Source organism: Methanosarcina acetivorans C2A (assembly GCF_000007345.1).
In the GTDB taxonomy this organism is placed as follows: domain Archaea; phylum Halobacteriota; class Methanosarcinia; order Methanosarcinales; family Methanosarcinaceae; genus Methanosarcina; species Methanosarcina acetivorans.
In genome coordinates, this window is sequence record NC_003552.1 from 2,068,374 (window position 1) to 2,094,321 (window position 25,948).

A 25,948-nucleotide genomic window follows, 5' to 3' on the forward strand; every position below is an offset into this window, starting at 1 on the left:
ATTTATATAAAGCTTCCTGCCAATGGTTGAGCGCATGCTAATCCTGGATAATCTTAACAATATTTCGAATACTACTCTTAAAGCAAACATTTCTAACTTTGACGGATTATTAAATACGGCTTTCACATGGTTTTCGGACAACCTCGGTACGCTGATCTTTATAGTGTTCATAGGCATGGGCACCATCCTTGTTGCAAGGACCGTAAACCACCTTATGGAAAGTTACTTCAAAAAGGCAAGCAGCAAGCTGAGGATGGATATCACTGCTTTTCGGATGTTCAGGCATATTACGGTTGCAGCAATCTATTTTCTCGGGCTGATTGTTATTATATTCAGCATCCCTGACCTTCGCAGCCTCTCTGTAGCCCTCTTTACCGGGGCAGGGCTTGCCGGTATCATTATAGGTTTTGCAGCCCAGAGCACGCTGAGCAACATTATTGCAGGTATTTCTCTAACTATCTTCCAACCTTTTAGGGTTGGAGACCGACTGAACATTATGAATGAATACGGAAAGGTTGCTGACCTCAACCTCAGACATACGGTAATCATAACCTGGGATAACAGGCGTCTTATTATCCCGAACTCGGTAATCAGCAACGAGGCGGTTATTAACTGGACCATAGAAGACCCTGCAGTTATATGGCCTATAGATATAGGGATAAGCTACGACTCCGATATCAGCCTGGCAAGAAAAATCATGATCGAAGAGGCCCGAAAGCATCCCCTGGTAATGCCTCCACAGACTCTCGAATACAGCATTGTAAAGCCCAGTTTCCTGAAACCCGAGACTCTTGCAAACGGGCTTATGGATCTGTCCGTGCTTCATACCGTAGATCCGGATTTCAAGGAAAGAGGAGAGGTTAAGGTACAACTCACAGAACTCGGAGATTTTGCCGTAAATCTCCGCCTCTATGTCTGGTTTAAGGATAGGAGTGATGCCTACAGTTCAGGGTGCGAGATCAGAGAAGCAATAAAGAAACGCTTTGACAGCGAAGGCATCGAAATTCCATTCCCCTACAGGACTATCGTGTACAAGACCGATATCGAAAGAGAGAAGGCTCCTGGAAAAGCTGCTACGGCGGGAGATAGTAAAGTTTCATATGCTCCACGAAGCAGGTTAACTGATATTGGTGACAAATTAGAGGATGAAAATGGTCAATAAGACTGAACCGGTTCAATAAGACTGAATCGGTTCAATAAAACTGAAACAGGCCCGGGGCCAGTATCAAAGGGTAGATTCAGGGTTAAAAAAGGCAGCAGCAGGGTAAGAAAGAGGTCGGTCAAAAGCCGATCAAAGGTTGATTTAAAAAAATTAAATGATGAAAGGAATTTAAAGTTCCCTTTCATCGATCACTCTTTTTGTCTTTTTCATGCTTCTTGGAAGTTCTCCGATTATTACGCCTACAATATCCACGGTAACCCCGATAAAGTCCTTGAAGGCTTTTCCCAAAGCTTTTTCGGTTTTTGCTTTTATTTCAGGGTCTTCGGCTCCTTCAATTTCAACCCTGAAGGTCATGCTGTCCCTGCCGTCTTTGCGGGTAAGGAGGATCTGGTACTCACTGCTGACACCTGGGACCCTGTGGATGATGTCCTCGATCTGGCCGGGGTAGATATTTACGGCTTTGAACTTTATGCGGTCGTCCGACCGTCCTAAAATCCGGTCAATTCTCGGGAAGGGGCAGCCGCATTTACAGAGCCCTGGGATTATTCGGGTCAGGTCTCTTGTCCTGTAGCGGATCAGGGGAGCTCCTTCCTTTGTTAGGGTGGTAATTACAAGCTCTCCGAGGGTGCCGTCCGGCAGCTGTTCGCAGGTGATGGGGTCGATGATCTCAAAAAGCAGGTGGTCAGACCAGTAGTGCATCCCTTCGTGGTAGGAGCAGTCAAGGGCAATTCCGGGCCCGTAGATTTCGGTCAGCCCGTAGATGTCAAAGGTCTCGACCCCTAGTTCTGTTTCGATCCGGCTACGCATCTTTCCGCTCCAGCGCTCGGACCCGATAACCCCTACCTTGAGGTGGATCCGGTCTTTCAAGCCGCGCTTTTCAATCTCTTCGGCAAGCAAAAGCGCGTACGAAGAGGTACTTGCAAGTGCTGTGGACTTGAGGTCAACAAACATTTCAAGTTGTTTCTCAGTATTTCCAGGGCCTGTAGGGATTGCCATTGCTCCGAGACGCTCGGCTCCTAGCTGGAACCCTATCCCTGCAGTCCAGAGTCCGTATCCGGGAGTTATCTGGATCCTATCCTGGTTGGTGAGCCCTGCCAGCATGTAGCAGCGCATCATCTGCTCGGCCCAGACATCGACGTCTTTCCTGGTATAGGGGATAATGACAGGTTTGCCGGTTGTCCCTGAAGACGAGTGGATCCTTACGACTTCGGAATCCGGAACTGCCTGAAGCCCGAGGGGATAAGCGTCCCTCAGTTCCTCTTTGTGGGTAAAAGGCAGGAGTTTGAGGTCCTCAAGCGACTGGATTTTCTCGATATCCACGTTTGCTTCTTTGAACTTTTTCTGGTAAAAGGGACTGCCTTCAACCGCCCGTTTAAGCAGGCTTTTCAGTTTTGCAAGGGTATCTTCTTCAGAGATTTTGGGATGGTAGAGCTGGACTTCCGGGTCGAGCTCAGAATCCAAAGATGCTTCATACATTTGATTTCACCTTCTGTTCCCTATCAGGGTGCCTGGCTTAATTTTTTCAATCGCACCTTCAAACGCAGCCCTGTTTACAGCCCTGTGTTTTTCAGGAATTTCGGTTTCAAGTACCGAGAGAATGGTTTCCTTTGAAAATGGAAGCATTCCTGCACCTGCAGCCGCTCCCAGCATTGCGACATTGGCTGCCCTGTATGTGCCTGCCTCTTCTGCAAGCCGGGTAAAATCAAGGCAGAGCATGTCCGGAATGAGGGCTTTCAGAAAGGCCAGCAAAGCTTCGGGGGCATATTCGGGACTTCCCGGAGGTTTTGATGCAGGAGCTATGGCATGAGAATTTGACAGGATTTTTCCACCCTTTTTCAGGAAAGGCAGGTTTCTTACGGTTTCTGCAGGTTCGAGCCCTATGAGCAGGTCGGCCTGCCCTGCAGGAATAAGGGAGCCTGAGATCTCGTCTCCGATCCTTATATGGCTGCTTACCGATCCTTCCCTCTGGGACATGCCTATGGTTTCGGCAGTACTCACCCTGAACCCGGCTTTCATTGCAGCAAGTGCAAGCATGCGGGAAGCAAGCACAACACCCTGTCCTCCGACGCCTGCAATCAGGATGTCGTATTTCATTTCTTCACCCCATCTTCGCTTATGGATTCCGAAGGACAGATCTGGGCACAGAGCCCGCAGCCGTTGCAGCTGTCCAGGATGAAGGGTTTTTCTTCTCCCGGAGGGAGGAATATTGCAGGGCAGCCCAGCTGCTTTATGCAGAACCCGCAGCCTGTGCAGCTTTCAGTATCGATTGTAAGTTTTATCCCGGATTTTGTAATCCCGACACAGTTTCCTTTGAACACGATCGCAGAAGGCCCTTTGAATTCCATGGCTTCCTTTGCTGCCTCAATGCAGCCTTCAAGGTTGACTGTTTCCACGGTCCTTACAGAGCCGATCCCACAGCTCCGGATCACCCCGGCAATGTCGATGGCTTTAGAAGGGTTCCCGAGGACGGTAACCCCGATCCCCGGATGAGGCTGGTGTCCTGTCATGGCTGTTGTCCGGTTGTCAAGGACGGCAAGGGTAACATCGGCTCCGTTGTAGACTGCATTTATCACAGCCGGAATGCCTGAATGGAAAAAAGTCGAATCCCCTATGAAAGCTACCTGTTTCACCTCAGAGTTCGTGCGGGAAAGCCCTCCTGCAATGCTCATTCCTGCCCCCATGCAGAGGCAGGTCTCAACCATGTTGAGAGGGAAGGCGTTTCCAAGGGTATAACAGCCGATATCCCCGGAAAAAATAGTCTCGACCTGAGAATCCTTTTTAAGCTGCTTTGCAGCCTGTTTGAAAGCGTAAAAAACAGTCCTGTGCATGCAGCCCGCACAGAGGGTTGGAGCCCGAACCGGTAGGGGCGGGAGCTCTTCCCTTAAAACGGCAGGAGAAGCATGGGAGAGGCGGGAAGGCTCTCCGAGCTTGGAAAGCACTTTGTTGATGCCATCAATAACGATGTCCACATTGTATTCCCCCCCCACCGGGAAAAATCCGTTCTTTTTTCCGTAAACGTCAACCGGCAGGTGAGCTTTTCCTATAAGCTGGAGGGCCTGTTCTTCGAGGTAAGGGTCAAGTTCTTCGACCACGATCAGTTTTTCGACCCCTTTTAAGAAGGAAAGAGCTGCCTGTTCGGGGAATGGGTGCACTGTCCCGACTCTGAAAAGGGTGAAAAGCCCTTCAAAACCCTTTACAGCCTCTTTTACGTAGAGGGCTGAAACCCCCGAGGCTATTATCCCTATTTTCCCGCTTCCCGAAACGGAATTGTACGGAAGTTCCGAAAAGCGCTCGGAAAGCTGCACCTGTACGTTTTCAAGCCAGGGGTGCCGCTCTGTAGTAAGCCTCGGAAAAATCGTCCAGCGCCTGTCCTTTACAAAGCCCTCGCAGGAAGCTTCGACCGGGGCAGGTTCTGCAACTGCAAGTTCGACGTCCTCGCAGCTGTGAGAGACCCGTGTAGTGGTCCTGAGTATGACAGGAACTTCGAATTCATGCGAAAGCTCAAAAGCCAGCTTTGTAAGCTCATACGCTTCCTGCGGGTTTGCAGGGTCAAGAACAGGGATGTTTGCAAAATGCCCGAAAACCCTCGTATCCTGCTCGGTCTGCGAGGAATGAGGCCCAGGATCGTCTGCAACAAGCAGGACAAGAGCCCCCTTTACCCCGATGTAGCTCAGGCTCATCAGGGGGTCGGATGCGACATTTAACCCGACCTGCTTCATGGTCACAAGCGCCTTTGCCCCGGAATAAGCCGCTCCCACAGCCGTTTCAAGCGCAACCTTTTCGTTGCTCGACCACTCGGTATAAATCCCGCACCTGTCCGCATACCGGACAACTGTCTCCAGAGCTTCGGTAGAGGGTGTCCCCGGATACCCCGTAACTACCTGTACGCCGGCTTCTATTGCTCCAAGTGCAATGGCTTCATTACCCATTAACAGTTTTTTCTCAGTCAAATAAACTCATCTCGGATCGCGGGTAATACATTAATGAACTGGATAAAGTTTGACAAGCCTCAAAGGAAATAAAATGAGGTTGAAAACAAACCTGAGTTCCCAAAGAATCTGATAAAATTGTTTTGAGAACCCGAGAAAATACATCAGGATATTTCGCCGTATTTTTACGTTATTGATATGCGACGCACATCTATGTACAATGTTGCCCGGAAGAAGAACGTAAAATTTGAATATAAAGTTTTTGTTTTTGAGAGTTTGTAAAATCGATCTAGATTACCTGACCTGCGAAACAAAGAAAATGAATAGGATCACCTGAAAAGGTTTCAAACAAATTAAAAAAGAAAATAAAATACAGGATAAGAGCTCGCTAATGCCTTGAAGTTCCGTATCTAAGAGTTTAATGTTGGTGAATGAACTATTGACTGTATGCTTCAAACAGACCCCAGTAACTGGCTGGAAAAAGCTTCGTTATCCTGGTGTAATGCTACATCCAACCGTTTTCTACTATTTCGTAGAAGTCCAATAAATTAATGTTTAACTGGGAATCGACCTCTGGATAAATTGTGAAAATATTGATTTTAATTAGAAAAGTGGACTTCAGTTGATTATGGTTAACTATTTATAACCTAACAAAATTATAATTCAGTAGTTTTTATATTATTAATTTTAATTTATTTGGGGTATATTTTCTCGTTCAATGAGTTAATTCGAATAACGGGGGGAAGTTATGAAAATAAAAGTAATAGTTTATTTGCTAGCGATATGCATAATTTTTTCTGCTGTACCTGTACAGGCACAAACTAACACGATCGAGAATACGAATAATACATATCTGACCGTGACCGAAGATACGGATAAAACCTTCATGTGTAACATAACCGGAAACGCATTTGTGGTCGGTACGTCGGGCAATATAACTGAAAACATGACTGAAAATGTGACTGATAACCAGACTGAAAATACAATAAGAAACCCTATCGAAACCCAAACTTCAAACGCTACCGGAAAAACGGAAAACGTGACCAACCTCATGACATGTAATGTAACCGGAAAGTTAGCTATAATCAAAGATATGCTCAACATGACAGAAAACGTGGTTATGCTAGGGAAAATAGATGATATGCCTGGAAAAGTGGTCATAATCGGAAAAATGGACAAAACTGAGGCCGACGAAAAAGTTGTCAACATTACCGGAATGGAAGGAAAAGTAGACTACATGACTGTGCTCATGAAAGGAAACATGAACGGAACCATAAAATGCAATATGACAGAAAATGTGGCCAGCATGACAGAGAACACGAGCAGCATGACTGTGCTCATGAAGGGAAATATGACTGGGATCATAACAGGTGATCTGAATAAAAAAGTGATCAAAATCAAGAACAGTGGTAATACGGCTGGAACGACCGAAAACATGATCGATATGACCAAAATGGTCGGAAACATGAGTGCAACAGCCGAACCAATGAAATATAATATTACTGGAAACATGATTTTAATCAAAAATACGAATAATATGACTGAGGCGCCTGAAACTGCGGATGACATTACGGATATATCCGAAGATATGGAAGAAATAAAAAAGATGGATCAAAAAATAGATAATATGACAGAGATGTCTGAAAATATTGATAAAGTAAAAGAAATGGATGAAAATATGAACAATATGACCGGAATGGAATGGAAAAATAATAATTCAAATGTATCAATAATTACAGTCACCAATGTGTTTACCAATGTAATTAATATTACTCAAATTGGATTAAACTAATGAAGTGTTTTAGTATTTCCTCTTTCCTTTTTCCTTTTTTTCATGCAAAGTGAGAAAAGTTTAACTGCATTGAAATAAATTCTTTTTCAATTGTTAGAGACAACAAAATATTTGCTTTTGGCTTCTTGCTGTTATAAAGAGCTTTTAAAATTACATTCATTCACAAAAATCGTTACACTTTTCAAAGAGGCAGTTCATTTGATAATCCATATTGCATACTTCTTTGTCTCGGGTTAGTGAGTTGAGTGTAAGTTTTTACATAAGAGCCTATAATTGAAAACAACTTCTTTTATACGGGGGACGCCAGGCGAGAAAAGAGCTGGTATATGAACAAGGTGGCCGTATTCTTCGCCTTGATAGGCACTGATTGAAAAAAGAATATTTCTATTTTTTGCCGGAAGTTCTCATTTTCCGGGGTATCTATGTTTAAGCTTTAGCAGAGCAAATATAAATAGAACTTCGTAATATTATTTATTATGATAAACGTCGATTATATCAAAACCTGGAAAGAGGTTATGAAAAGCCCGTCTCATTTTTACAGCGAAATGCCGAAGACAGGAGGATACTTTTATCCTATTGTTTTTGCAATAGGCAGTGTAGCCATAATGTTATTTTGTGTATTGCTTATTTATCCCCTTATTTTCCCTGAAATAGGTAACACCATAAAATTAACTTATATGGAGATATCTCTGATCGTAATATTTCTTTTTGTGATGTATATTCTTGGCCTTCTTATGAACTCTGCCATACTTTATATTACTTATAAAATTCTTGGGGGAAAGGGAAGTTATGAAGGTACTGTAGGGGTCGTATGTTATGCAACTGCTGCACTTGTACTTGCCTGGATACCTCTTATTGGCTTGATTTTCGGGTTTTATCAGACTTATCTCTATCTTGTGGGAGGTAAGTTCATACATGGTATGGGCATATTCAGATCTGCAATAGCTTTAATTATGTCCTTGTTACTGGTTTTTGTTTTTGCAGGGCTTGTCTCTATGAGTGTCTTTGCTTAACCGTGCTTTCGATTGCAGAATCATTTCCGAGGATCAGTTCCGAAGCTTTCAGGTTTTGTAATTCCTTCAACTTTCCCCTCTTTTTATTTCATTCCGACACTCTAATACATCCTTTCACGGTTAGGGTATCTTTCCCGGCAGCATTCGTTGCCGTCAGGCTGACGGTGTATTCCCCTGCCTTCCTGAACGTATGGGTTGCAGTTTGAGCGTGTTTTGATTGAATGCCGTCTCCGAAGTCCCAGTACCAGCTTGTGGGTGTGCCTCCGGTACTGGTGTCGGTGAACAGTACCGTTAATGGGGATTTACCGGATGTCGCGTTAGCAGTGAAAGAAGCCTGGGGTTTTATGGGTTCGGCTGAAAGGTCGTACATGTAAATAGCACTCTGGTTGGTACGCCTATCCTGCCAAACTATCCTGTTCCCATAAATAGCAGGACTGGATGCTGATCCGTTTGTGGAAATACGAGTTTCATTGGCAGTGGACATATCGTACATGTAAATGTCACTCATACAATTGCGTTCATCTCTCCACACTACCCTGTCCCCATAGATGTCAGGATCAAACGGATCTGACGGAGAGTTAACACCACTCACTTCATTAGTGGAGAGGTCATATATGACAATGCAGTAATAATTAGCGCCATATTCGTGAGATACTAATTTGTCTCCATATATCACACAGCCATATGAGTACCATGTTTCAAATTTTGTCTTGTTACCGGTGGATACATTGTACATCCATATAGGACCACTATCCCCGAAAAATCCGCTGTCGTTGGCCCACACTATTCTATCCTCATAGATATCAGGACTTCCATAATGACATCCATAGTTACTGATTTGGGTCCGGGTGAATGTAGACAGATCATACATATGGACTTTATAAGTTCTATTCTTAGGGTTTTCGTTGTCGATATATTCCTGCCATACTGTTACATTACCGTAAATAGCAGGCTTACTCCCCGTCCTGTAGTTACTATCACCTGTTACATTCTCGGTAATCAGAAATTTTCCACCGGTTGATATGTTGTAAACACAAAGATTGGGGTTTTCAGTGCTGTTATCCAGCCACACAACTTTGTCCCCATAGACGGCAGGGTGACTTGTTGAAGACGAGTTAAGTTCGGTGTCAGTTTTATTGCTTATGTCATAAAGATGAATACTACCGTTTGATGACCACACTACTCTGTCGCCATAAATATCAGGCTCATGTCCGGCCCCAAGTCGGTTTTCCTGTCCGGCTGATGCAACTGTCGGGACCAGAATCAAAGAAACAAAAATCAAAAAAACAAAAGCTAAAGGTATCAAAAAGAGTTTACTTTTCACTCATTTCCCCCCGAATTAAATCTAAAGCAGCGACTCACTCTGCTTTTCATTTTCGCATTTTCATTACTATAAATCAGGGGAGCTAAAAATATAAACCAATCTTTATAAAATAAATTTCCAGGGGAAGTTTAAGGGAAAGTTTAAAGGGAAGTTTAAAGGGAATTTCAATTTCTACAGCAACTCTTCAGCCGTTTGCGGGCGATTCAAGAGAACTGTGTCCACAAACTTCCTTCATATTATTTTTTCACGTGGGCGGGCTTTGAACTCCACAGATCAAATATAAATAGAACTTCACAATATTATTTATTATGATTAATCTTGATTATATCGGAACCTGGAAAGAGGTTATGAAAAGTCCCTCTCATTTTTACAGCAAAATGCCAAGGACCGGAGGATACGCTGCCCCTATCCTTTTTGCAGTAGTTAATGTTGCCATATACTCGCTTTTTTACCTGCTTTTTAATCCCGGAGCATACGATATCGGCGGCTTCAGTTCTCCAATGATATTTGCAGTCGCGCTTCTGGCACCTGTAGTCGGTGTTGTTGCTCTCTTCCTTGATGCTACACTGATTCACATTATTCAAAAAGTTTTTGGGGGAAAGGGGAATTACGAAGGTACCTTAAGGTTCGTATTTTATGCATCTGCTGCGACCTCTCTCCTCTGGATTCCTCTTGCAGGCGGGATTTTCGGAGTTTACCAGCTATATCTCTACGTTGTGGGCGGCAGGGTTGTGCATGAAGTAAGCCTTGAAAGGTCTGCTCTGGCTGTGTTTCTGTCCATTTTGCTGGTTATTGTATTCATAATGCTGGTTTCTTCGAGTGGCTTTGTCTAACTCTGTTATTGACATTGTTACCGGTTCTGTTATTAATTGTGAACTTTTGTCTGTAATCCGGTGATAGCACTGTCGAACACCTGCCGTTCAGAGTAAAATACTCAAAATTGAATCCGGACCGAAGTAAGGGCGGGAATTGAGAGTTCGCAGAACCTGGAGGTTACCGTCTTTTCATGATTTACGGCTCTCGATTCCCTGCTTCTTATTTTTTGATCTTTCTTATTTTTTGATCATTTCCTTGACTTTCTTAGTATTTTCGATGGATTTTTTCTTTAGCTCGATCATCTTTTCCATTTTATCTATTTTTATCTCCATCCACTGTATTTTCATATCCATTTTCATTAACATAACTTCTTTTTTCTGATCTTCAGTCAGAAGCTCCCAGAGCTCGAACATTCCGTGATGCATCTGGGCTTTTCCTGCCATTTCTTCTACCATAAAATTACCCCCGTTACAATGGTATCCATTTTACTAACATCTTCGTTATCTTTCATACCCGGAAACCGCTAAAGATCTTCGGGTATCACAAAGAGATTATTATTACTGACATATAATAACTACAGAAATATAAATTAGAATCCAATAATAATTAAAAGCAGCGTTTGAAAAGGAAAGGGTGGCAAGGGATGTACTGACAATCCCATATTTCGTTTGTAGGTTGTCCCGAACAGCCGGGCATTCAATGTGGGTCAGTATGCATCAAAGTTTTTCTCCTGCTTTCCGCAATAATCCTCGTTAATAATCTTCGTTATTTATGCGATCTTTCTCCCGAACATCACTGCAAACTGATAGTACTTATATACACAGCTGACATCACGGAAGCCTGCTTCTTTAAGCCAATCCAGTTGCTGGCTAAGGCTTGTATCCTTATCGAGCTTAACTCTCTCGTAACCCGCCAGTATTTCTTCTTCGGACAAACCGCTTGTTTCGACATATTGTCTCCAGGTCGTTTTATTCAGTTTTTCTATGAAAGGGGTTTCTCCATGCACCTGATCGGCATTAATGAAAATCCCGTTCTCTTTGAGTATGGAGTAACTCTTTTTGTAAAGTTCCTCCTTTTCTTCATCCTCCAAGTGATGAATGGATAGGGCTGAAATTACGATATCATATTTGTCCGCGAAATCATATTTTGAATAGTCTGCTGCAATGTATTTGATGTTGGAGTTTTTTCCGAATCTGTCTTTTGCCATATCCAGCATCTTTTCCGAGATGTCAATAAGAGTAAAGGATGCTTCCGGATATCTTTTCATCAGAAATGCCGATAGAAGACCTGTTCCTGCACCTATGTCCAGGATACTTGGATTTTCAGTATATACTGATGCCACGGATACTGTTGCTCCGTAAAAGTCATCGAAGCAGGGGATGAACTTCCTTCTCTGTTCATCGTACTTTTTTGAAATAGCATCAAACTTTTGTTGAATTTCGCTCATTTTTTCCTCCGGGTTTCAGTATCAAGGACAGGTTTTTCTGTTCTTTTTTACTGCCATTTTCGTTCTTACAGTACTTTTTGTTCTTACAGCACTTTCTTTTCTTCCTGAAAATTACCTTTTCACTGCATATGCCTTTGTCCCGCATATACTTAATTCATTATTGAGGTTTCTTGCATTCAATAGTTGTTTCCAGCCTCTCGTGAAATTAATTTGGGCACGCTCTCGATAAAGTTAAAAAAATAATCTATTTATATTTCGAGACATTGTTAGAAGCATGTATCTCAAAGATGAAGAGCTAATGAAAGATCAGCAGAGTCGCGAATTTGGCGTCTTCGGAGATGTTCTGCGGGAGCTGCAAATGGAAGAAATGGAGGAAACCGAGACTTGCCTGGTGGAAATCCAGGAAACCGTTGTCAAAGAAAACACGATGGAGATTCTTGCCGAAATCAGGGCAACATTAAAAGAGATTGCAGAGACGCAGAAGGAAATACTCGAAGAGATTAAAAAGAACAGGCCCGAATAAATCTCAACTCATACTTTCTTTTTCGCCTGGGAGAAGACTTTTAATTTTCAACTTTCACTTTTAACTTATGAAAGCTTAAAGATTTTAAATAAAATCCATTCAGGGCTATAAACAGGTTCCATGATAATGCATAGATCTCAGGATGGAAAAGAAAATTTTCAGTGAGTACTTTTGGAAGTGGGGATATTTAAGAGGTTTAATTTGTTTTAGAGAGATCCTTACATACGACTGTTCCCCACTACCAATAAAATATAATGGTGAAGTCGTATTTATACTTCACTTCTATTTATACTTAACTTCTGTTAGTTTCACAGCTTCTGTCATTCTCACGTATTTAATATTCTGTCCGAAAACCGGGTTTTTTCAGCCGAAACTCGGAGCTTTCAAAGTTCGTCTTCAAGGCTTCTCCTTGCAGCACAGCTTTCAAGTGAAGCATTGGCAACGGCTTTTGCAACTGCAGGCACCACATGCTTATCAAGGGGTTCCGGGATTATGTAGTCTTCCGAGAGCTCACCGACAGACACAACATTTGCAAGGGCATGGGCTGCTGCCATTTCCATTTCAGGGGTTATCTTCCTGGCACAGGTCCCGAGAGCCCCTTTGAAGACTCCGGGGAAACTCAGGCAGTTATTGAGCTGGTTTGGAAAGTCCGACCTGCCGGTAGCAACAATTCTTGCCCCCGCCCTTTTTGCAGCATCGGGCATGATTTCAGGAGTGGGGTTTGCCATTGCCATTACAATGGCGTCGTTGGCCATCGAGCTGATCATCTCCTCGGTTACGATCCCTCCGACTGAAACTCCGATAAAGAGGTCAGTGCCGGGGAAGGCTTCTTTGAGTCCGCCTTTCAGTTTTCCGGGGTTCGTAAGCGTGGCAATTTCCGCTTTTATGGGGTTCATGTCCTTTTCCCGTCCTTCATATACAATTCCCTGGCTGTCGCAGGTAAGGATTTTTGCAGGATCTGCGCCTGCTCGGACCAGGAACCTGAAAATAGCAACCCCTGCAGCTCCAAGGCCTGTAATAAGTATTTTCAGCTCTCCAAGCTCCTTTTTGACTATTTTAAGAGCGTTCAGGAGCCCGGCAAATACGACAATGGCTGCCCCGTGCTGGTCGTCATGGATTACAGGAATGTCAAGCTCTTCACGCAGGCGACTCTCGATTTCGAAACAGCGGGGGGCACTGATATCTTCGAGGTTGATACCCCCGAAAGCCGGAGCCAGGTATTTTACCGCTTTTATCACTTCTTCGGTGTCCTGAGTGTTGAGACAGATCGGAAAAGCGTCTATGCCGGCAAATTCCTTGAAAATGATCGCCTTTCCTTCCATTACCGGCAGAGCTGCACACGGACCTATGTTTCCAAGCCCGAGCACTGCTGACCCGTCCGTTACAACAGCTACCGTATTTTTCTTGATAGTGTAAAGGTAAACAAGACTGGGATTCTCCTTTATTTTCCGGCATGGCTCAGCGACCCCGGGCGTATAGGCAACACTGAGGTCGTGGATTGTACGGAGGCGGACCTTGCTTTCAACTTCAAGTACGCCCCCAAGTCTCCTGTGCATGGCGAGCGATTCCTGATATAATGAAGCATGTATATCACTCTCATTTTCCGCGTCCTTTCCGGAGTCCTTTTGAGATTCTCCTCCGGAATTTTTCTCTCTATTTTCTTCCAGCTCTCTTTCCGAAGCTGAAACCGGGTAAATGTCTTTTATTCCGAAAACCCCCTGTTGTATTGTAGCAAACCATGTGTCTGGAGTGGGAAAGCTCCGGCTAAACTACCTGCACAAAATATAATGATACATTATGATTTATAGAAATATAATGATTTGTAAAAATAAGAGCCAAATTCAAGGGGAAATGTATCCGGAATAAAGAACTCAGGTCCGGCTTCAGTTCTGAATTTCAAAATTCAGATTTAATTCTAAAATTCAGATTTAATTCCAAAATTCAGATTTAATTCCAAAACTCAGATGTAATCCCAAAACTCAGATGTAATTCCAAAACTCGACAGGAGTCCCAAAACTCAATGACGAATTGTTCTTTTTTCCTCCCGATAATTTCCTCGGTTTTAATATTCCGCTTTCCAGAAAGACATATACCATTTCAGGAGAATTACTCTACATGCAGATTAAAGGTATTGCCCGTGATACTCTTGATTTTATCCTCGAAGCCAGCAAATCAATGGCTCCGGAAGAGTTTGCCGGGCTTTTGCAGGAGCAGGACGGAATAATCACCGAGGTGCTTATCCTGCCCGGGACCGAATCCAGTAATACAAACGCAGTTATCAGGCTTTATATGATGCCTAATGTAAAAGCCGTAGGCTCTGTCCACAGCCATCCGGGAGCGAACCGGAGGCCCTCAAAAGCTGATCTGCGCCTATTCTCAAAAACCGGAAACTGCCATATTATAGCGGGCCGCCCGTACGGCAGGGAGAGCTGGACCTGCTATGACAGGGAAGGAAATGTCAGGGACCTTCCTGTCCTTGATGTAGAATTCGAAGAGGACGAGGAAATTTGAACAAATAGAAAATTTAAACAAATAGTGAATCCTCGCAAATCATTTAGCATAATACCTTTTTAATATCCCTATTCCGTTTTTCCGGAGAAATCTTCACTATTTTTTTCATGTCCACGCTCAAAAAGGCAATATTTTCCTCCGAACCAGCCGGCTGTCTGTCTTATTGCTACCAAAAACATTTTATTTACATATACACATTATTTATAGGATACACTCTTTGCCTTTATTTGAGGGAGAGCAGTTTGCGCTTCAAAGATTGTGTCCCGGAAACACATCTGAAACTCAAGAATCAGATGGCCTTCACGTATCTGGAGGTAGTAATCCTAATGCCTACATGCCAAGACTGCAGATTTTATACGGCCATTGATGAGATAAAAGGCGAATGTTTCAGCCTCGGATTTGAAGTACGCGGGAAAACCGATTCCAAGAAGTGCCCGGAGCGGGCTTTCAGGCCAAATAAAGGTCCCAAATCGAAAAAAGCCGAAGCGTCCAGGTATTAAAATGAATGCGAATCGGGGACGAAGAAAGCTCGGTTAAATGAGGTAGAAAGTGTAAAAGTATATTGATCGAGCATCCAGATGGAAAAAATGCCGGAAAGCGCAAAAAACTTTTTTCTGCTTGCCGGACTCAAATGAATTATAAGTTCAGTTCCATTCAATCTTTCCTTTTTATATCTCCTTTTTACCTTTGCGTTTCTTTCTATACTAACTTTTGATATTTTATTAAAACTTTCCAGGTCCTATCAATTACTAAGAATGATATTGTGAAGGCTGATCCTGATACCTGGCAAAGAAAAACAAATGCGTCTCCTTTGTCATGTATGCTCAGTAACTTCCTATGTATTTTTATGCTAATATCTATGTTAATATCTATGTTTTTCAATTTCCCTTTCTTTCGTCCTCGGAGACTACGATATATTCAGGAATGAGTCTGGTGTTGCTGCCGTTTTCATTCGTTACTGTGAGACTTACATCATACTTTCCCGGTTCAGTGAATGTGTGAGTTGCATTCAGAGCATGTTTTGAATTAATACCGTCTCCGAAATCCCAGAACCAGTAAATCGGTGCACCCGTACTGCTGTCAGTAAATAATACTTTTAAAGGTGCATTTCCTGATGTTATATTCGCAAAAAAGTCAGCAACAGGTGTTTTTAGCGATGGATCAGCTTCAGAGAGAGTACACATATAAATATCCGCATTTTTTATGTCGGGAAAAACATCAACACTATATTCATTACGCCAATCCGTCCAGACTATCCTGTCCCCATAGATCGCAGGGTCTGACTGCTCTGATTTGTTTGTGGTGATCTGAGTTTCCGCGTTAGTAGATAGATCGTACATGTAGATATCGGCATTTCTGTTACGATCATCTACCCACACCATCCTGTCTCCATAAATAGCAAAATCCTCCAGAAAGCCGTTGTTGATAGTGATTTGAGTTTCCTTAGTAGTGGAGAGGTTATACATATAGATCTCCCCTTTCCCATTGCGATTATCCTTCCAAACTATATTGTCTCCGTAGACAGCGGGATAATACTGATTCGAATTATTGGTGGTTATCCGAGTTTCCGTAGAAGTCGAGATATTATACATGTAGATATCCGTGGGATTATAACTGCCCTTTCCATTGCGAGAGTCCTGCCACACTATTCTGTCCCCATAAATAGAAGGATTATCCTGATGCGATTCGTTTGTGGTTATCCGGGTTTCTTTTGATGCGGAAAGATCATACATGTAAATATCTCCGTTTCCATTGCGGGTATCTGTCCAGACTATCCTATCTCCGTAAATATCAGGATAGAAAGCTTTTCCGCTGTTAGTAATCTGAATTTCTTTTGAAGTGGAAAGATCATACATGTGGATATCGGATCTGTCCAGTACACTGGGACTGCTGGTACTGCGATATTCCTGCCAGACTATCCTGTCCCCATAGATTGCAGGCACCGTATTGAGGTTATAGTGTGAATTATCGGTTGTAATCTGAGTTTCTCTGGATGTGGAGAGATCGTACACGTAGATATTGTAGCGCCCTCTCCCGGTTCGATCATCGAAAAATACTATCTTATCCCTGTAAATAGCAGGCATCGTCTGATTTGATTTATTTGTGGTGATTTGAGCCTCCTTGAGAGTGTATTGAGGTCTATCGGACGCTACTATTGGATATAATCTCGAGAAAGTACCGTTTGCATTGTTTACTGTCAAATTGACAGTATAGGCACCGGACACCGGGTATACATAAACTGCTGTTTTATCTGTCGAGTCAGTGATTCCGTCATTATCTAAATCCCATGTCCTGAATGTTGCATTTTGCGAAAAATCTGTAAACAGGACGGAAAGAGGCACATAACCACCGGTTACGTTGGTACTGAAGTCTGCAACGGGAAATACTGGCTGATCCTGTCCAGATATGGAGACGAGAGGAAGATAATCAACATCATACGCACTGGCCGTGTAGGTCGAGTCCCCAATCCCATCTTTATTCCGGTCGTTGCAGTTTTGGGAAAAACCGGTCCCGTCAGGTTTTGCCCAGTAATTGCCACCAAGGAAGGGTCCACCTACAATGTTAGTGCCTGAGGTTTTTGTGGTATCCAGGACGATAGAATTTTTTCCAGTTTTAATGTTTGTTGCCTTTGCAGTATAATAGTTGCCTGTATAGTTGCCGGTGTCGTTAAAGAAGTTGATAGTATTATTGAATATATTGTTGTAGAACCAATTAGTTCCATTATATGGAAGAGGCTCGTAGCTAACCTGTTTTATATATACTCCATATTGCCTGTTTAGCTCTATCCTGTTGCCGGTAACCAGATTACTCGAAGAGTCGCCTTCTAATGATATTCCTATATTGTTGTTTGAAATGGTGTTGTTTAAAAGTGAATTTGATCCTGCCTGATCTATGGTTGAGCCGCTTAACAGTATCCCAATATTGTTTTTTGAAATAGTATTATTTAGAAATGAGTTGCCTCCGGAGTCTCCGGCATAAATTCCCCGTTCATTGGACGTCAGGGTATTATTGTAAATGGTGTTAGATCCCGAGAGCCAGACCAGAAAAATACCATTAGTACAATTTACAATTGTATTGTTTTCGACCTTATTGGAAGAAGACTCAGAAAAGAGAATCCCATAACCATTATCCATCCCATTTGAAATATAATTGCCTAGAATCTCGCATCCAGGACCTTCAGTTACCCCTATGCTCCCATTCAGAAGTGTATTGTTAAGCAAAACACAATTATATGATCCGTGATGAACCCCAATACCTCCATTAACAATTAGATTGTCAGAAATTGTAAAATTAGAATCTGCTTCAGGACCAGATATATAGATACCTGAGTTTAAAATTACATTTTTCTCAATAATTGAATTGTAACACTCATCAGCCCAGATACCCGATTCCAAAATGTTATTCTTAACAGTGCAATTTTCAATTTTAGCATACCAGAGTTCGCCCTTACAACCTTGCAAAACTAAATTTTCCTGTATGCTAAACCCTTTTACGGTAATATTGTTTACACTTAGTTTAAAAGTCCGAACAGTAGTATCCTCAGGATTTTCGGACTTGGAAAGGACGCTTATGTTCTGTATCCCTATATCCACACTCTCATTATAGAAACCAGGACAAACAAGAATTATATCTCCTGAAAATGAATTGTTTACGGCTTCCTGTATCGATTTAAAATCTGCACCTGAACCGTTGTTACCCACCGTAATCTCTCTGGCGGATGCAGAGCTGCAACTCGCAACCATAAGAAAAATGGCAAACACTAAAAAAATAGTTGATTTATTTGCCCACACCGTTACTTCCCCCTTTAAACCAGAAATATGAAATGATAAAGTCCCATGAAATCCTGAGAACTGACTATTTATGGAATTACCTTATTTTCCGGATATTATATAATTAATCCATTATTCAAGGAAAGTATAACAGGTTGAGAAGTTATATTAAATATAAATCTTTAATAACCATTGGTTTTGAGTTTTATTTTCTTTTATTTCTTGGTTTTTGCATAATTTTAAGGAACTAAGCGTTACTGCTTATTGAAGAGATGCAGATTACTCAAGAGGTGATTATAGGTCAGGCTGCTTCTTTTGACATATAATCAGGATAATTGGAATAACAAATTCCACGGAAAAAGGTGCTCTTCCCCTGGCTTTTCGCCTGAAGTCTCGGTTTTTCAGCTGTTTTGTTCTTTTATATGGGGCGCAGTATCGTTACCATCGCTTTTCTTACCGTTTATAGGAATTGCGAATGCAAAGGTGCTCCCCTCGCCGGGGACGCTCCTGAACCAGACGTATCCTCTGTGCATTTGCACTATCTGTTTAACTAAATAAAGGCCAAGCCCCGTTCCCTGATGTTGTTTTGAGGCAAAGTAATCGACCTGGCTGAAGGGCTTGAAGAGTTTATGCTGGTCCTCGGGTTTGATACCGGCTCCGATATCTGTAACAGTTATTTCTACCTTGTCTCCTTTCATTCTTGCCCCGACATTTACAGGACTGTTTTCACTGGCGAACTTAATAGCGTTATCAACCAGGTTGTACATTATCTGGGCAAACTTGGCTTCATCTGCATAGAGGTTTGTAAGCCTGCTGTCAACCTCGATTTCAATCTGGATACTTTTTCGGTCTGCTATTGGGGCCAGGAGATTCTTTATTGTGTTGAGCTTACCGGCAAGTTCAAATTCCGTATAATCAAGCTCCATTTTTCCGGCTTCTACTTTAGAAAGATCCAGAATGTCATTGATCAGGCTCAGAAGATGCTTTCCACTCTTTGAAATATTGCCTGCGTACCTTAGCTGCTTTTCATTCAACTCGCCGAAAATCTGTTCGCACAGCAAGTCTGAAAAGCCTATGATTGAGTTAAGGGGAGTCCTCAGTTCATGGCTAATATTTGCCAGAAACTCGCTCTTGGTACGGTTTGCAATTTCTGCGATTTGTTTTTCCTGAATCAGTTTTTCTACCGCTTTCTTCCCGGTAATGTCTCTGAAGGTTTCCAGGACGCCTATGATCTTGCCGTCATCATCAGTCACCGGGGTGGCCTGGATAGACCAGGAGTTTCCGTCCTCTGTAGTAAATTCTCCCGACTCTTTATTACCTGATGAAAAAATCTCTTCAAGCGGCAGGTGTTCAACCAGAGGGCCGCTCATGCTCGGAATAGCTTTAAGGTGGATTCCCTTTGCTTTTTCAAGGTCCATGTGCATGTATTCAAGCGCAGCTTTGTTTGCCCAGACGATGTTAAGCTGGGGATTTACGAAAATGACCATCTCGTTTAAAGAATCAAGCAGGACTTTCTTCTCCCTTTCCTGTACCTTTAATTCCTGCTCTGCCAGTTCGATTTCATTTAACATCCCGTTAATTTCTTTTGCCAGGCGATAAAGTTCATCGTTGTCTTTCAGGTCCAATCTTCTGGAAAGATCTTTTTCCGACCTGACTTTTGTAACGAAATTATCAATCTCAGTCAGTCTTGAAACAAAAAAATTGTCAAGGGCAAATTTAACTCCCACTCCTGTCACAAGCCCGGTTAGCAAAAGAAAAAAATACATAGAATTCAGGGCTCTTTTGCTATTCATGTAAAGGTCCCTTGGAAAATCAGTTCGCATAATAATGGCAGGTTGACCTGAAACGTCCGATAACTCAAAATATCCTGCAATTTTCTCTTCGCTAAGGGGTTCGACAATAACTCTGTCCGACAAATCGGAAGAATTTTGAAATTTTCCCTGAAAATCGGGTGGCATCTTTTCATCGACCCTGTACATCAAAATCGAAGAGTAGGTAGATTCTCTAAAATAATTGAGTAGGTCTATGTCGAAGTACCTCCCGAAAATTAATGTGCCCTTCATGGGCCCTTCATATCTTGTTGTAAGAATAGGGTGGCAGGAAACAAACATTGGGGATCTATTGAGCAAAACATAACCGCGGATAACGTCATCTTCTGATTTTGTTGAAAGCACTCCGCTCTCGACCAGTTCAAGAAGATCTACCGGAACTGGCGTTTCCTCTCCTGTGTTAATGTCTATGGATTTTGAGTAGACGAGCTTTCCGGTTTCATTTACGAAAAGCATAACATTTACTTTGAGTCCGTCAAGGGTCTGGTTCTGAAGGTTTACGTTTATATACTCCTGATTCCCATCTTCGATAAAACGGTAAGTATCATCCCAGCAGGCCCAATCCTGAGCCATGTTATTAATATAACTTTGTTCGGTATAAACAGCGTTCTGCACCCTTTCAACATTCTTCAATGTATCTGCCTTTTCAAGCCCCAAAAAATTAGAAAGCTGTATATTATAGGTAAATGCAAATGTTGCAGTAAGAACTGCAAAAATTAAAATTGTTATTATAAAAATCTTTTTACTAATATCGATCCCAAACACCCCATAGACTCTGAATAATGAAAAGCTGAAAAGCAAGAAGAAATTAATATTAAAAAGGTGGAATAAGTATATAAGCCTAGTTTCACATTATAAGAAAATTCATTATTATGTAACACTTTTTTCTTCAAATCCACGCTGCAATTATATATAAAAAATTAGAATGAATTTAAGTATTATTAATAAAAATTTGATTATATTGGTGGTAAAATCCCCAGGATCCTGAAATCATGGGTTTTTGCCTCTGCTTTACACACTTATTTTGAGAACAGGGCATTAAAAGCAGTAACAGATAGATCCGTGCACGTGACCCGGAAAGTCCGGGAATATGCCCTGGAGGCGCAGTTCTTACTTCCTGCGCGCCCCGTTCAGGCTTTAGCTGTGACTTCAAGGACTTCCTGAGCGATCTGGATAAGCCTGAACCAGGTATTCAGGGCAGAACGCAGGGAAACCGCATCTTCGGCTTTAACCGTAAGTACAAGGCGATCAGCGCCTTTAAGGGTCAGCCCTATTTTTGATCTTTCAGAAAAGTTCTCGTTAAGTTCCGGAAGGACAGCCTGATAGATCTTCTCGGCAGTTTCGGTTTCAAATGTAAACTCTGCGGAAAGTTTCAAAAAATTCCTCCTTTTAGAATTCAGTCCTCAAAATCGGCTGGAAATTCCTGAATTGCCTGAAATTTCCGAACATTCAGAACAAAATGAAATTCCAGCATCTTCAGAAAAAAGGATTGAAAAAGGGTATTTGGTCAGTACTTTTTAAAACCTTTGACGTTTAGCTTAAAAAGAGACTTCCCGCTGCCCGTGAAATCAATCTCTTTTTCCCCTGCTACCAGTACTGTGGAAAGGGGAGGGAGCTGATCGACTTCTTCACTTTCGACCCTCTTAAAATGGAAAAAAGACTCAAATGCGTCAGCAATCTCTCCCTGGCCTGCAAGCACCGGTTCAAGATCCGGAAACCAGTAAGAACCGATGTCCTCAGAATACCAGTCCGAAAACCTGAGGGAAAAGAGAAGTTTCCCTGCATCGTCGTAAAAGCCGAGTTCTCCGGGATTCCCGTGGTATTCTCCCACGACTATGAGAGGTCCGCCCTCTGCAAACCCTATAAGTTCCTGCATACCCATCTTGCCGCGGGTAATGCATCTACCGGTAATGAAGCGTGATAGAAGTTTGCAAAGTGTCCGGGTCTTTGCAGAAGGTTTGCGAGAAGTAGTAATTAACATACTTCCCCTGACGAGATTTTAGTATTTTTCACTTTCGCTCCACCTGTAAATCATTTTTATTTCTGCTTACAGTGGAGGTGAGTATATGGGAATACATGATTATCAAGTTAACGTAAGCTTCCGCGGATAAAAGAGAGAATACGGACTGCAGGATATTCTGGAATAATAAGTCTATTCTGAATTTTGAAAATTATCTTTTTGCCGAAGGTTTGAAACTTCCTGGTAAAAATATATGACTACTTTGAACATTATTTCAGAAACTACCAGAAAATATTTTTTGTAATGGAGGAACTCGATGTTCATCCCACGTTCCGCAATATTTTATAGATTATCAACATTTCTCATGATAGCTTTTTTGAGCGGATTAAAGCATTTAGACTTTGAATAAAACTTGATGAAAATCGATATTTTGTCAGTTAAATCGGAAGGATTACTCCTCCTTTTTCCTCCAGGAACCGTACTTGAAAGTTTCCCTTCACACGGCCCGAGTGTTTTCAAATCCTTTCGGTATCAGACTGAGGCAAAGTTTGAACTCCTGTCCAATCCATTACGGGTTGACAGTCGTTTTTTACCGAATCCTCTACCCTCAATGCCATCGTAATCCCTCAATATAGTCGTACCTATTATGGGAGCATTTAGGGCTTACCAGTTCCATAATACAAATAATGTGAATACTTAAATTGTAATTTTCTGGTAACAGATAACTCATTAATGTTTTTCTATTGATGAAACACAGAAATAAAGAGTTATCTATATTTAATTAACAATACCTTTGATTTTTTTATATGACTTAACCCAAGCTCTGATTTTTAAATCACATAACCTTCTCCTAAAATTGGATTATGCGTTGAAATTAAAGCGCATAAGCTACAGGTTTTAATTTTGAGATCACAAGCATCTGAGCTGGCAGATTTGCGGAGTTAAGCTTACACGTTTTAATTTTAGGAACTCAGGTCCGATTAGCCTCTTCGGCTGATCGATAACCGGTTGTCTCCCCACAGGCCCGGCTTCTCTAATAAAGACTCTGATTGTGTTTTTTGCGATATTAGTCCGCTGGCTTTTTTACGACCTATCAACACAATATCGTTTTTATACCCATCCAGTATAAAAATGAGAATTTTTACTTTAAAATAGAAAAGTAATGACCCCATATTCTGAAAATCAAACCTGTATGAATATATAATCTATTTTATCACAAATTTTTTCCCCGGTTGTAAAGAGTCTATCTGCAAAGTCAATAATGGCATGTTGCAAAGTTACAACAGGTCTATAATATCCGAATGGTCGCTCCGGTTGCACATCAGCTGTTGTAAAAGTTACAGCAAACAATATGACTTTTTAGATAGACTCTAAGAGTACGAATGTGTTAATAATATTTAATATTTTGTTATGATATATGAAATTAGTTTCTATTATAATAACTAATTGTGATTTAATTTATATTATTTCCGATTAATTGTAATTAATTTTAATTAAAATCTTACTAATTACTTATTCACTGGCTAGCTTTCGAATATCCAAATAGGAAACGATAATTCTTCCTGAAATGGATTGAGAGATCTCGGTTCTGGTAACTTCTTTTTTCTATCCGGTCTGCCCCGTCTTAAATTGAAAAAAAGTATCAATGGATGTTGTCAAATAAAATCAATTCATTTTCATATACGAGAAAGAGAAGACACATTAAATAAGGGATAATACAATTAATTGTTTCTTCTCTGGCTGATTACAGTAAGGATATTAAATAACAACTATTTTCTCTTATCTGATATTAAAAATATCAATAAAAATAATACTTCATTGGACTAACTGAATAGAAAATATTAAATACTATGCATTAATACATATATTTTCAGAAGCGTTTCTAAAAGATAGAAACGTCTTCTGAGATAATGAGCAGTTTAATACCGAAGGTTTCCTGCCTGCAGAAGAAGTTTTAAGCAGGTAGGGAACTGACGGTGTAGGGCGAAGCCAGATAAATTGTCCTTTTGCCCAATATCAAGTATTTCCCACAATCTTTTCTGAAGTATTTTCTGGCTATCGCCTGAAAACTGTGGTGGTTCTGAGTTTTTAAGGTTATTCGGTTTGACCGGAGGTTAGTTACACTCAATTGCTCTCAGTTTTAGTTGCTCTTTGTTATCCCCATTTATTCCTATCTTCTTATCAGCCGCTAACGAGAGGCTGGTATGTGTGAATTTTCATGTTCAGGGATTTAACCTAAAAAGGGGAATCATATCCTGTAATTGATATTATTGAATTTCCTGTGTCAGGGTCATTTTTAAATTTTGTCACTGTTTCGACGAATTTTTCGTGTTTGGCTTTGTGAGTTCTTTTTTCATTGAAGGAAGGAAACAAATTCTTACCCTATGACTACTGTATTCTATTCACCTCTTTATTACAAGGGGAGCGCAGAGGGTCACGAATACTCCGATCTTTACAGGCTGTCCGACAATTACCTCGATAATAAAAGAATTCCTTTTTTGATTTAAGGGCTTATTTGCTTCCTTTTTAGCACTTTTTATTACTATCAATAATTGTCGGCCAGCCTCTTAGGGTTGGGTGGCCGCACGCAAGTTGATTTCTTCGGTGCAGGCTAACCCTGAGTTTGTCAGAAGTTAGTTTTCTGTGCCCGTGTCATTATGAGCAGCTCCCGGATACCAGCTTTTCTCCTGCAAGGAGTGGATCAAAGCCAGGTAAAGATCTCGAAGTTTTTCTTCATAGCCTTCAATTTCTGCCAGAAAACCGGACCCTCCTTCCTCAAGACTCTTGGTTGCGGTTGACTCCAGGTTTTCAGCAGATTCTTTCAATTTTTCCCTTGCTCTTGTAACTGGAGCGGCACTCATATTCTTTTCAGTTTCGTTCGCTTTTTCACCTGTCACGGCAAAGTGAGAGAAACCCGTAGTTTCGGCTTCCAGATAAAGATTTTCTACATCCTCCTTCACTTTCTTCGTAAGCAAAGGCTTCCATTCCTCGCCGTCAAAGTGTGCCAGGACAATTGAATTTACATCGATACCGTTTTCCATGACCCACGTTTTGTCCACTCTGAAACCGATAACGGCATTTTCGATATTTTCCGGTGTTGCAACACCTTCGTTTCCAACCCAGATATTCAGGTATTTGTAGACCTCACCATCGGGTGTGTCTGAAGTAAGAGTGGACCGCTCTTTCAACATCTCAATGATGGTTGTGATCTTTCCGAGGGTTTTTTTGGCATCAAACTCCACATACTTTACGCAGGTGGCATCCTCTGTGAAATTAAACCTTGCACGACTGCCAGCTGTTACATACTGCTGTGAGAGTTCTCTGGCTTCTACGTTACTGGCAGGTTCCGGAGATCCCCCTCCTCCTCCTCCGGAAGAACTGCCACCTGAAGAGCTCTTTCCGGAGGAACTACTCCCTGAGCTTGAGATCTCGATATGGACAGGAATCATAATCCCTGTTCCAACATCTCCGCCGGGTACGGTACATGGGACTTTTATCTTGCAGTCTACGTCCTCTTTAGCCGAAGCCGGAACATTGAGCGTTACCTTAACTTCTTTATTTTCCCCTGCTTTCAGCTCAAAAGAAGAGACAGAAAATGTAAACCAGCTACTGTAAGTGCTGTCATCGATGAAAACGTTATATGTTGCAGTTTCAGTCCCTGTGTTTATCACATATAACGACTGCTCTGCCGAACTTCCCGGAGCAAGCATGTAACTCATGTTACCGGGGCTTACCCCGATTCCTATGTCAGAAGCAGTAGCAACGACCTGCATCGAGACCATAAAAGCAATGATAAATAACACAACTTTCATTCTCATTCATAAACCTCAAGATTTCCGGGCTCCTGTTATGATCGAACTTCTTCACGATCG

At 41.8% G+C, this 25,948-nt stretch carries 19 protein-coding genes; 7 read left to right on the forward strand and 12 right to left on the reverse strand.

Annotation, left to right across the window (positions count from 1 at the left end; all coding sequences use genetic code 11):
• The first annotated feature begins 34 nt into the window (after positions 1-34).
• Positions 35-1,162, forward strand: coding sequence for a mechanosensitive ion channel family protein (locus MA_RS08950; protein ID WP_083755895.1), 1,128 nt, complete (start codon positions 35-37; stop codon positions 1,160-1,162).
• Between the two features lie 168 nt (positions 1,163-1,330).
• Here the strand turns inward: MA_RS08950 and MA_RS08960 are convergent, their stop codons facing one another.
• From MA_RS08960 to iorA, 3 genes are read right to left on the reverse strand one after another with little or no spacing between them, the layout of a single operon-like run.
• Positions 1,331-2,638, reverse strand: coding sequence for a phenylacetate--CoA ligase family protein (locus MA_RS08960; RefSeq protein ID WP_011021729.1), 1,308 nt, complete (start codon positions 2,636-2,638; stop codon positions 1,331-1,333).
• A gap of 6 nt (positions 2,639-2,644) precedes the next feature.
• Positions 2,645-3,256 carry an indolepyruvate oxidoreductase subunit beta gene (locus MA_RS08965; RefSeq protein WP_011021730.1) on the reverse strand — a complete coding sequence of 204 codons (612 nt, stop codon included), beginning with the start codon at positions 3,254-3,256 and terminating at the stop codon, positions 2,645-2,647.
• Positions 3,253-5,112: an indolepyruvate ferredoxin oxidoreductase subunit alpha gene (gene iorA / locus MA_RS08970; protein ID WP_011021731.1), complete on the reverse strand. Its 1,860-nt coding sequence runs from the start codon at positions 5,110-5,112 to the stop codon at positions 3,253-3,255. The genes MA_RS08965 and iorA overlap by 4 nt, the downstream gene beginning before the upstream one ends.
• Positions 5,113-5,839: 727 nt before the next feature.
• Between iorA and MA_RS08975 the strand changes: the two genes are divergently transcribed.
• A complete protein-coding gene (locus MA_RS08975) occupies positions 5,840-6,883 on the forward strand; it encodes an STARP antigen (RefSeq protein WP_011021732.1) in 1,044 nt (347 codons plus the stop codon).
• Between the two features lie 476 nt (positions 6,884-7,359).
• Positions 7,360-7,896, forward strand: coding sequence for a YIP1 family protein (locus tag MA_RS08980; RefSeq protein ID WP_011021733.1), 537 nt, complete (start codon positions 7,360-7,362; stop codon positions 7,894-7,896).
• 88 nt (positions 7,897-7,984) lie between these two features.
• Here MA_RS08980 and MA_RS08985 read toward each other — a convergent pair whose 3' ends face one another.
• Positions 7,985-9,220, reverse strand: coding sequence for a PKD domain-containing protein (locus tag MA_RS08985; RefSeq protein WP_011021734.1), 1,236 nt, complete (start codon positions 9,218-9,220; stop codon positions 7,985-7,987).
• A gap of 308 nt (positions 9,221-9,528) precedes the next feature.
• Here MA_RS08985 and MA_RS08990 point away from each other — a divergent pair, with 308 nt between their 5' ends.
• Positions 9,529-10,053: a YIP1 family protein gene (locus MA_RS08990; RefSeq protein ID WP_011021735.1), complete on the forward strand. Its 525-nt coding sequence runs from the start codon at positions 9,529-9,531 to the stop codon at positions 10,051-10,053.
• Positions 10,054-10,272: 219 nt separating this feature from the next.
• Here the strand turns inward: MA_RS08990 and MA_RS08995 are convergent, their stop codons facing one another.
• Positions 10,273-10,491, reverse strand: coding sequence for a hypothetical protein (locus MA_RS08995; RefSeq protein WP_011021736.1), 219 nt, complete (start codon positions 10,489-10,491; stop codon positions 10,273-10,275).
• Between the two features lie 314 nt (positions 10,492-10,805).
• Positions 10,806-11,483 carry a class I SAM-dependent methyltransferase gene (locus MA_RS09000; protein ID WP_011021737.1) on the reverse strand — a complete coding sequence of 226 codons (678 nt, stop codon included), beginning with the start codon at positions 11,481-11,483 and terminating at the stop codon, positions 10,806-10,808.
• Between the two features lie 274 nt (positions 11,484-11,757).
• On the opposite strand from MA_RS09000, the gene MA_RS09005 reads away from it, so the two are divergent.
• On the forward strand, positions 11,758-12,006 hold the full coding sequence (locus MA_RS09005) for a hypothetical protein (protein WP_011021738.1): 249 nt from the start codon (positions 11,758-11,760) through the stop codon (positions 12,004-12,006).
• A gap of 383 nt (positions 12,007-12,389) precedes the next feature.
• On the opposite strand, the gene MA_RS09010 is transcribed toward MA_RS09005, so the two are convergent.
• Entirely contained in the window at positions 12,390-13,562 is a 1,173-nt protein-coding gene (locus MA_RS09010; RefSeq protein ID WP_011021739.1) for an NAD(P)-dependent malic enzyme, read from the reverse strand.
• A gap of 559 nt (positions 13,563-14,121) precedes the next feature.
• Between MA_RS09010 and MA_RS09015 the strand changes: the two genes are divergently transcribed.
• Positions 14,122-14,517, forward strand: coding sequence for a Mov34/MPN/PAD-1 family protein (locus MA_RS09015; RefSeq protein ID WP_048066255.1), 396 nt, complete (start codon positions 14,122-14,124; stop codon positions 14,515-14,517).
• A 326-nt stretch (positions 14,518-14,843) separates the two neighbouring features.
• Positions 14,844-15,017 (forward strand): hypothetical protein, encoded by a 174-nt coding sequence (locus MA_RS28080; RefSeq protein WP_162829679.1) that lies wholly within the window; start codon positions 14,844-14,846, stop codon positions 15,015-15,017.
• A 378-nt stretch (positions 15,018-15,395) separates the two neighbouring features.
• Here the strand turns inward: MA_RS28080 and MA_RS09025 are convergent, their stop codons facing one another.
• The 5 genes from MA_RS09025 to MA_RS09045 form a co-directional block, all read right to left on the reverse strand.
• Positions 15,396-18,308: a NosD domain-containing protein gene (locus tag MA_RS09025; protein ID WP_011021742.1), complete on the reverse strand. Its 2,913-nt coding sequence runs from the start codon at positions 18,306-18,308 to the stop codon at positions 15,396-15,398.
• 380 nt (positions 18,309-18,688) lie between these two features.
• Entirely contained in the window at positions 18,689-20,881 is a 2,193-nt protein-coding gene (locus MA_RS09030; RefSeq protein WP_048065198.1) for a CHASE4 domain-containing protein, read from the reverse strand.
• Positions 20,882-21,246: 365 nt separating this feature from the next.
• Positions 21,247-21,492 carry a KEOPS complex subunit Pcc1 gene (locus MA_RS09035; protein WP_011021744.1) on the reverse strand — a complete coding sequence of 82 codons (246 nt, stop codon included), beginning with the start codon at positions 21,490-21,492 and terminating at the stop codon, positions 21,247-21,249.
• 131 nt (positions 21,493-21,623) lie between these two features.
• Complete coding sequence (locus MA_RS09040) at positions 21,624-22,097, reverse strand: rRNA maturation protein (protein WP_011021745.1); 474 nt, start codon at positions 22,095-22,097, stop codon at positions 21,624-21,626.
• 2,612 nt (positions 22,098-24,709) lie between these two features.
• Entirely contained in the window at positions 24,710-25,894 is a 1,185-nt protein-coding gene (locus MA_RS09045) for a PGF-pre-PGF domain-containing protein (RefSeq protein WP_011021746.1), read from the reverse strand.
• Positions 25,895-25,948 lie beyond the last annotated feature (54 nt).

Coding starts and splice junctions, on each gene's coding strand:
- MA_RS08990 (WP_011021735.1), top strand. CDS start 9,529: ATGATTAATCTTGATTATATCGGAACCTGGAAAGAGGTTATGAAAAGT.
- MA_RS08975 (WP_011021732.1), top strand. CDS start 5,840: ATGAAAATAAAAGTAATAGTTTATTTGCTAGCGATATGCATAATTTTT.
- MA_RS09000 (WP_011021737.1), bottom strand. CDS start 11,483: ATGAGCGAAATTCAACAAAAGTTTGATGCTATTTCAAAAAAGTACGAT.
- MA_RS08995 (WP_011021736.1), bottom strand. CDS start 10,491: ATGGTAGAAGAAATGGCAGGAAAAGCCCAGATGCATCACGGAATGTTC.
- MA_RS08980 (WP_011021733.1), top strand. CDS start 7,360: ATGATAAACGTCGATTATATCAAAACCTGGAAAGAGGTTATGAAAAGC.
- MA_RS09005 (WP_011021738.1), top strand. CDS start 11,758: ATGTATCTCAAAGATGAAGAGCTAATGAAAGATCAGCAGAGTCGCGAA.
- MA_RS09010 (WP_011021739.1), bottom strand. CDS start 13,562: ATGCACAGGAGACTTGGGGGCGTACTTGAAGTTGAAAGCAAGGTCCGC.
- MA_RS28080 (WP_162829679.1), top strand. CDS start 14,844: ATGCCTACATGCCAAGACTGCAGATTTTATACGGCCATTGATGAGATA.
- MA_RS08960 (WP_011021729.1), bottom strand. CDS start 2,638: ATGTATGAAGCATCTTTGGATTCTGAGCTCGACCCGGAAGTCCAGCTC.
- MA_RS09040 (WP_011021745.1), bottom strand. CDS start 22,097: ATGTTAATTACTACTTCTCGCAAACCTTCTGCAAAGACCCGGACACTT.
- MA_RS09015 (WP_048066255.1), top strand. CDS start 14,122: ATGCAGATTAAAGGTATTGCCCGTGATACTCTTGATTTTATCCTCGAA.
- MA_RS08950 (WP_083755895.1), top strand. CDS start 35: ATGCTAATCCTGGATAATCTTAACAATATTTCGAATACTACTCTTAAA.
- MA_RS08965 (WP_011021730.1), bottom strand. CDS start 3,256: ATGAAATACGACATCCTGATTGCAGGCGTCGGAGGACAGGGTGTTGTG.
- MA_RS09045 (WP_011021746.1), bottom strand. CDS start 25,894: ATGAGAATGAAAGTTGTGTTATTTATCATTGCTTTTATGGTCTCGATG.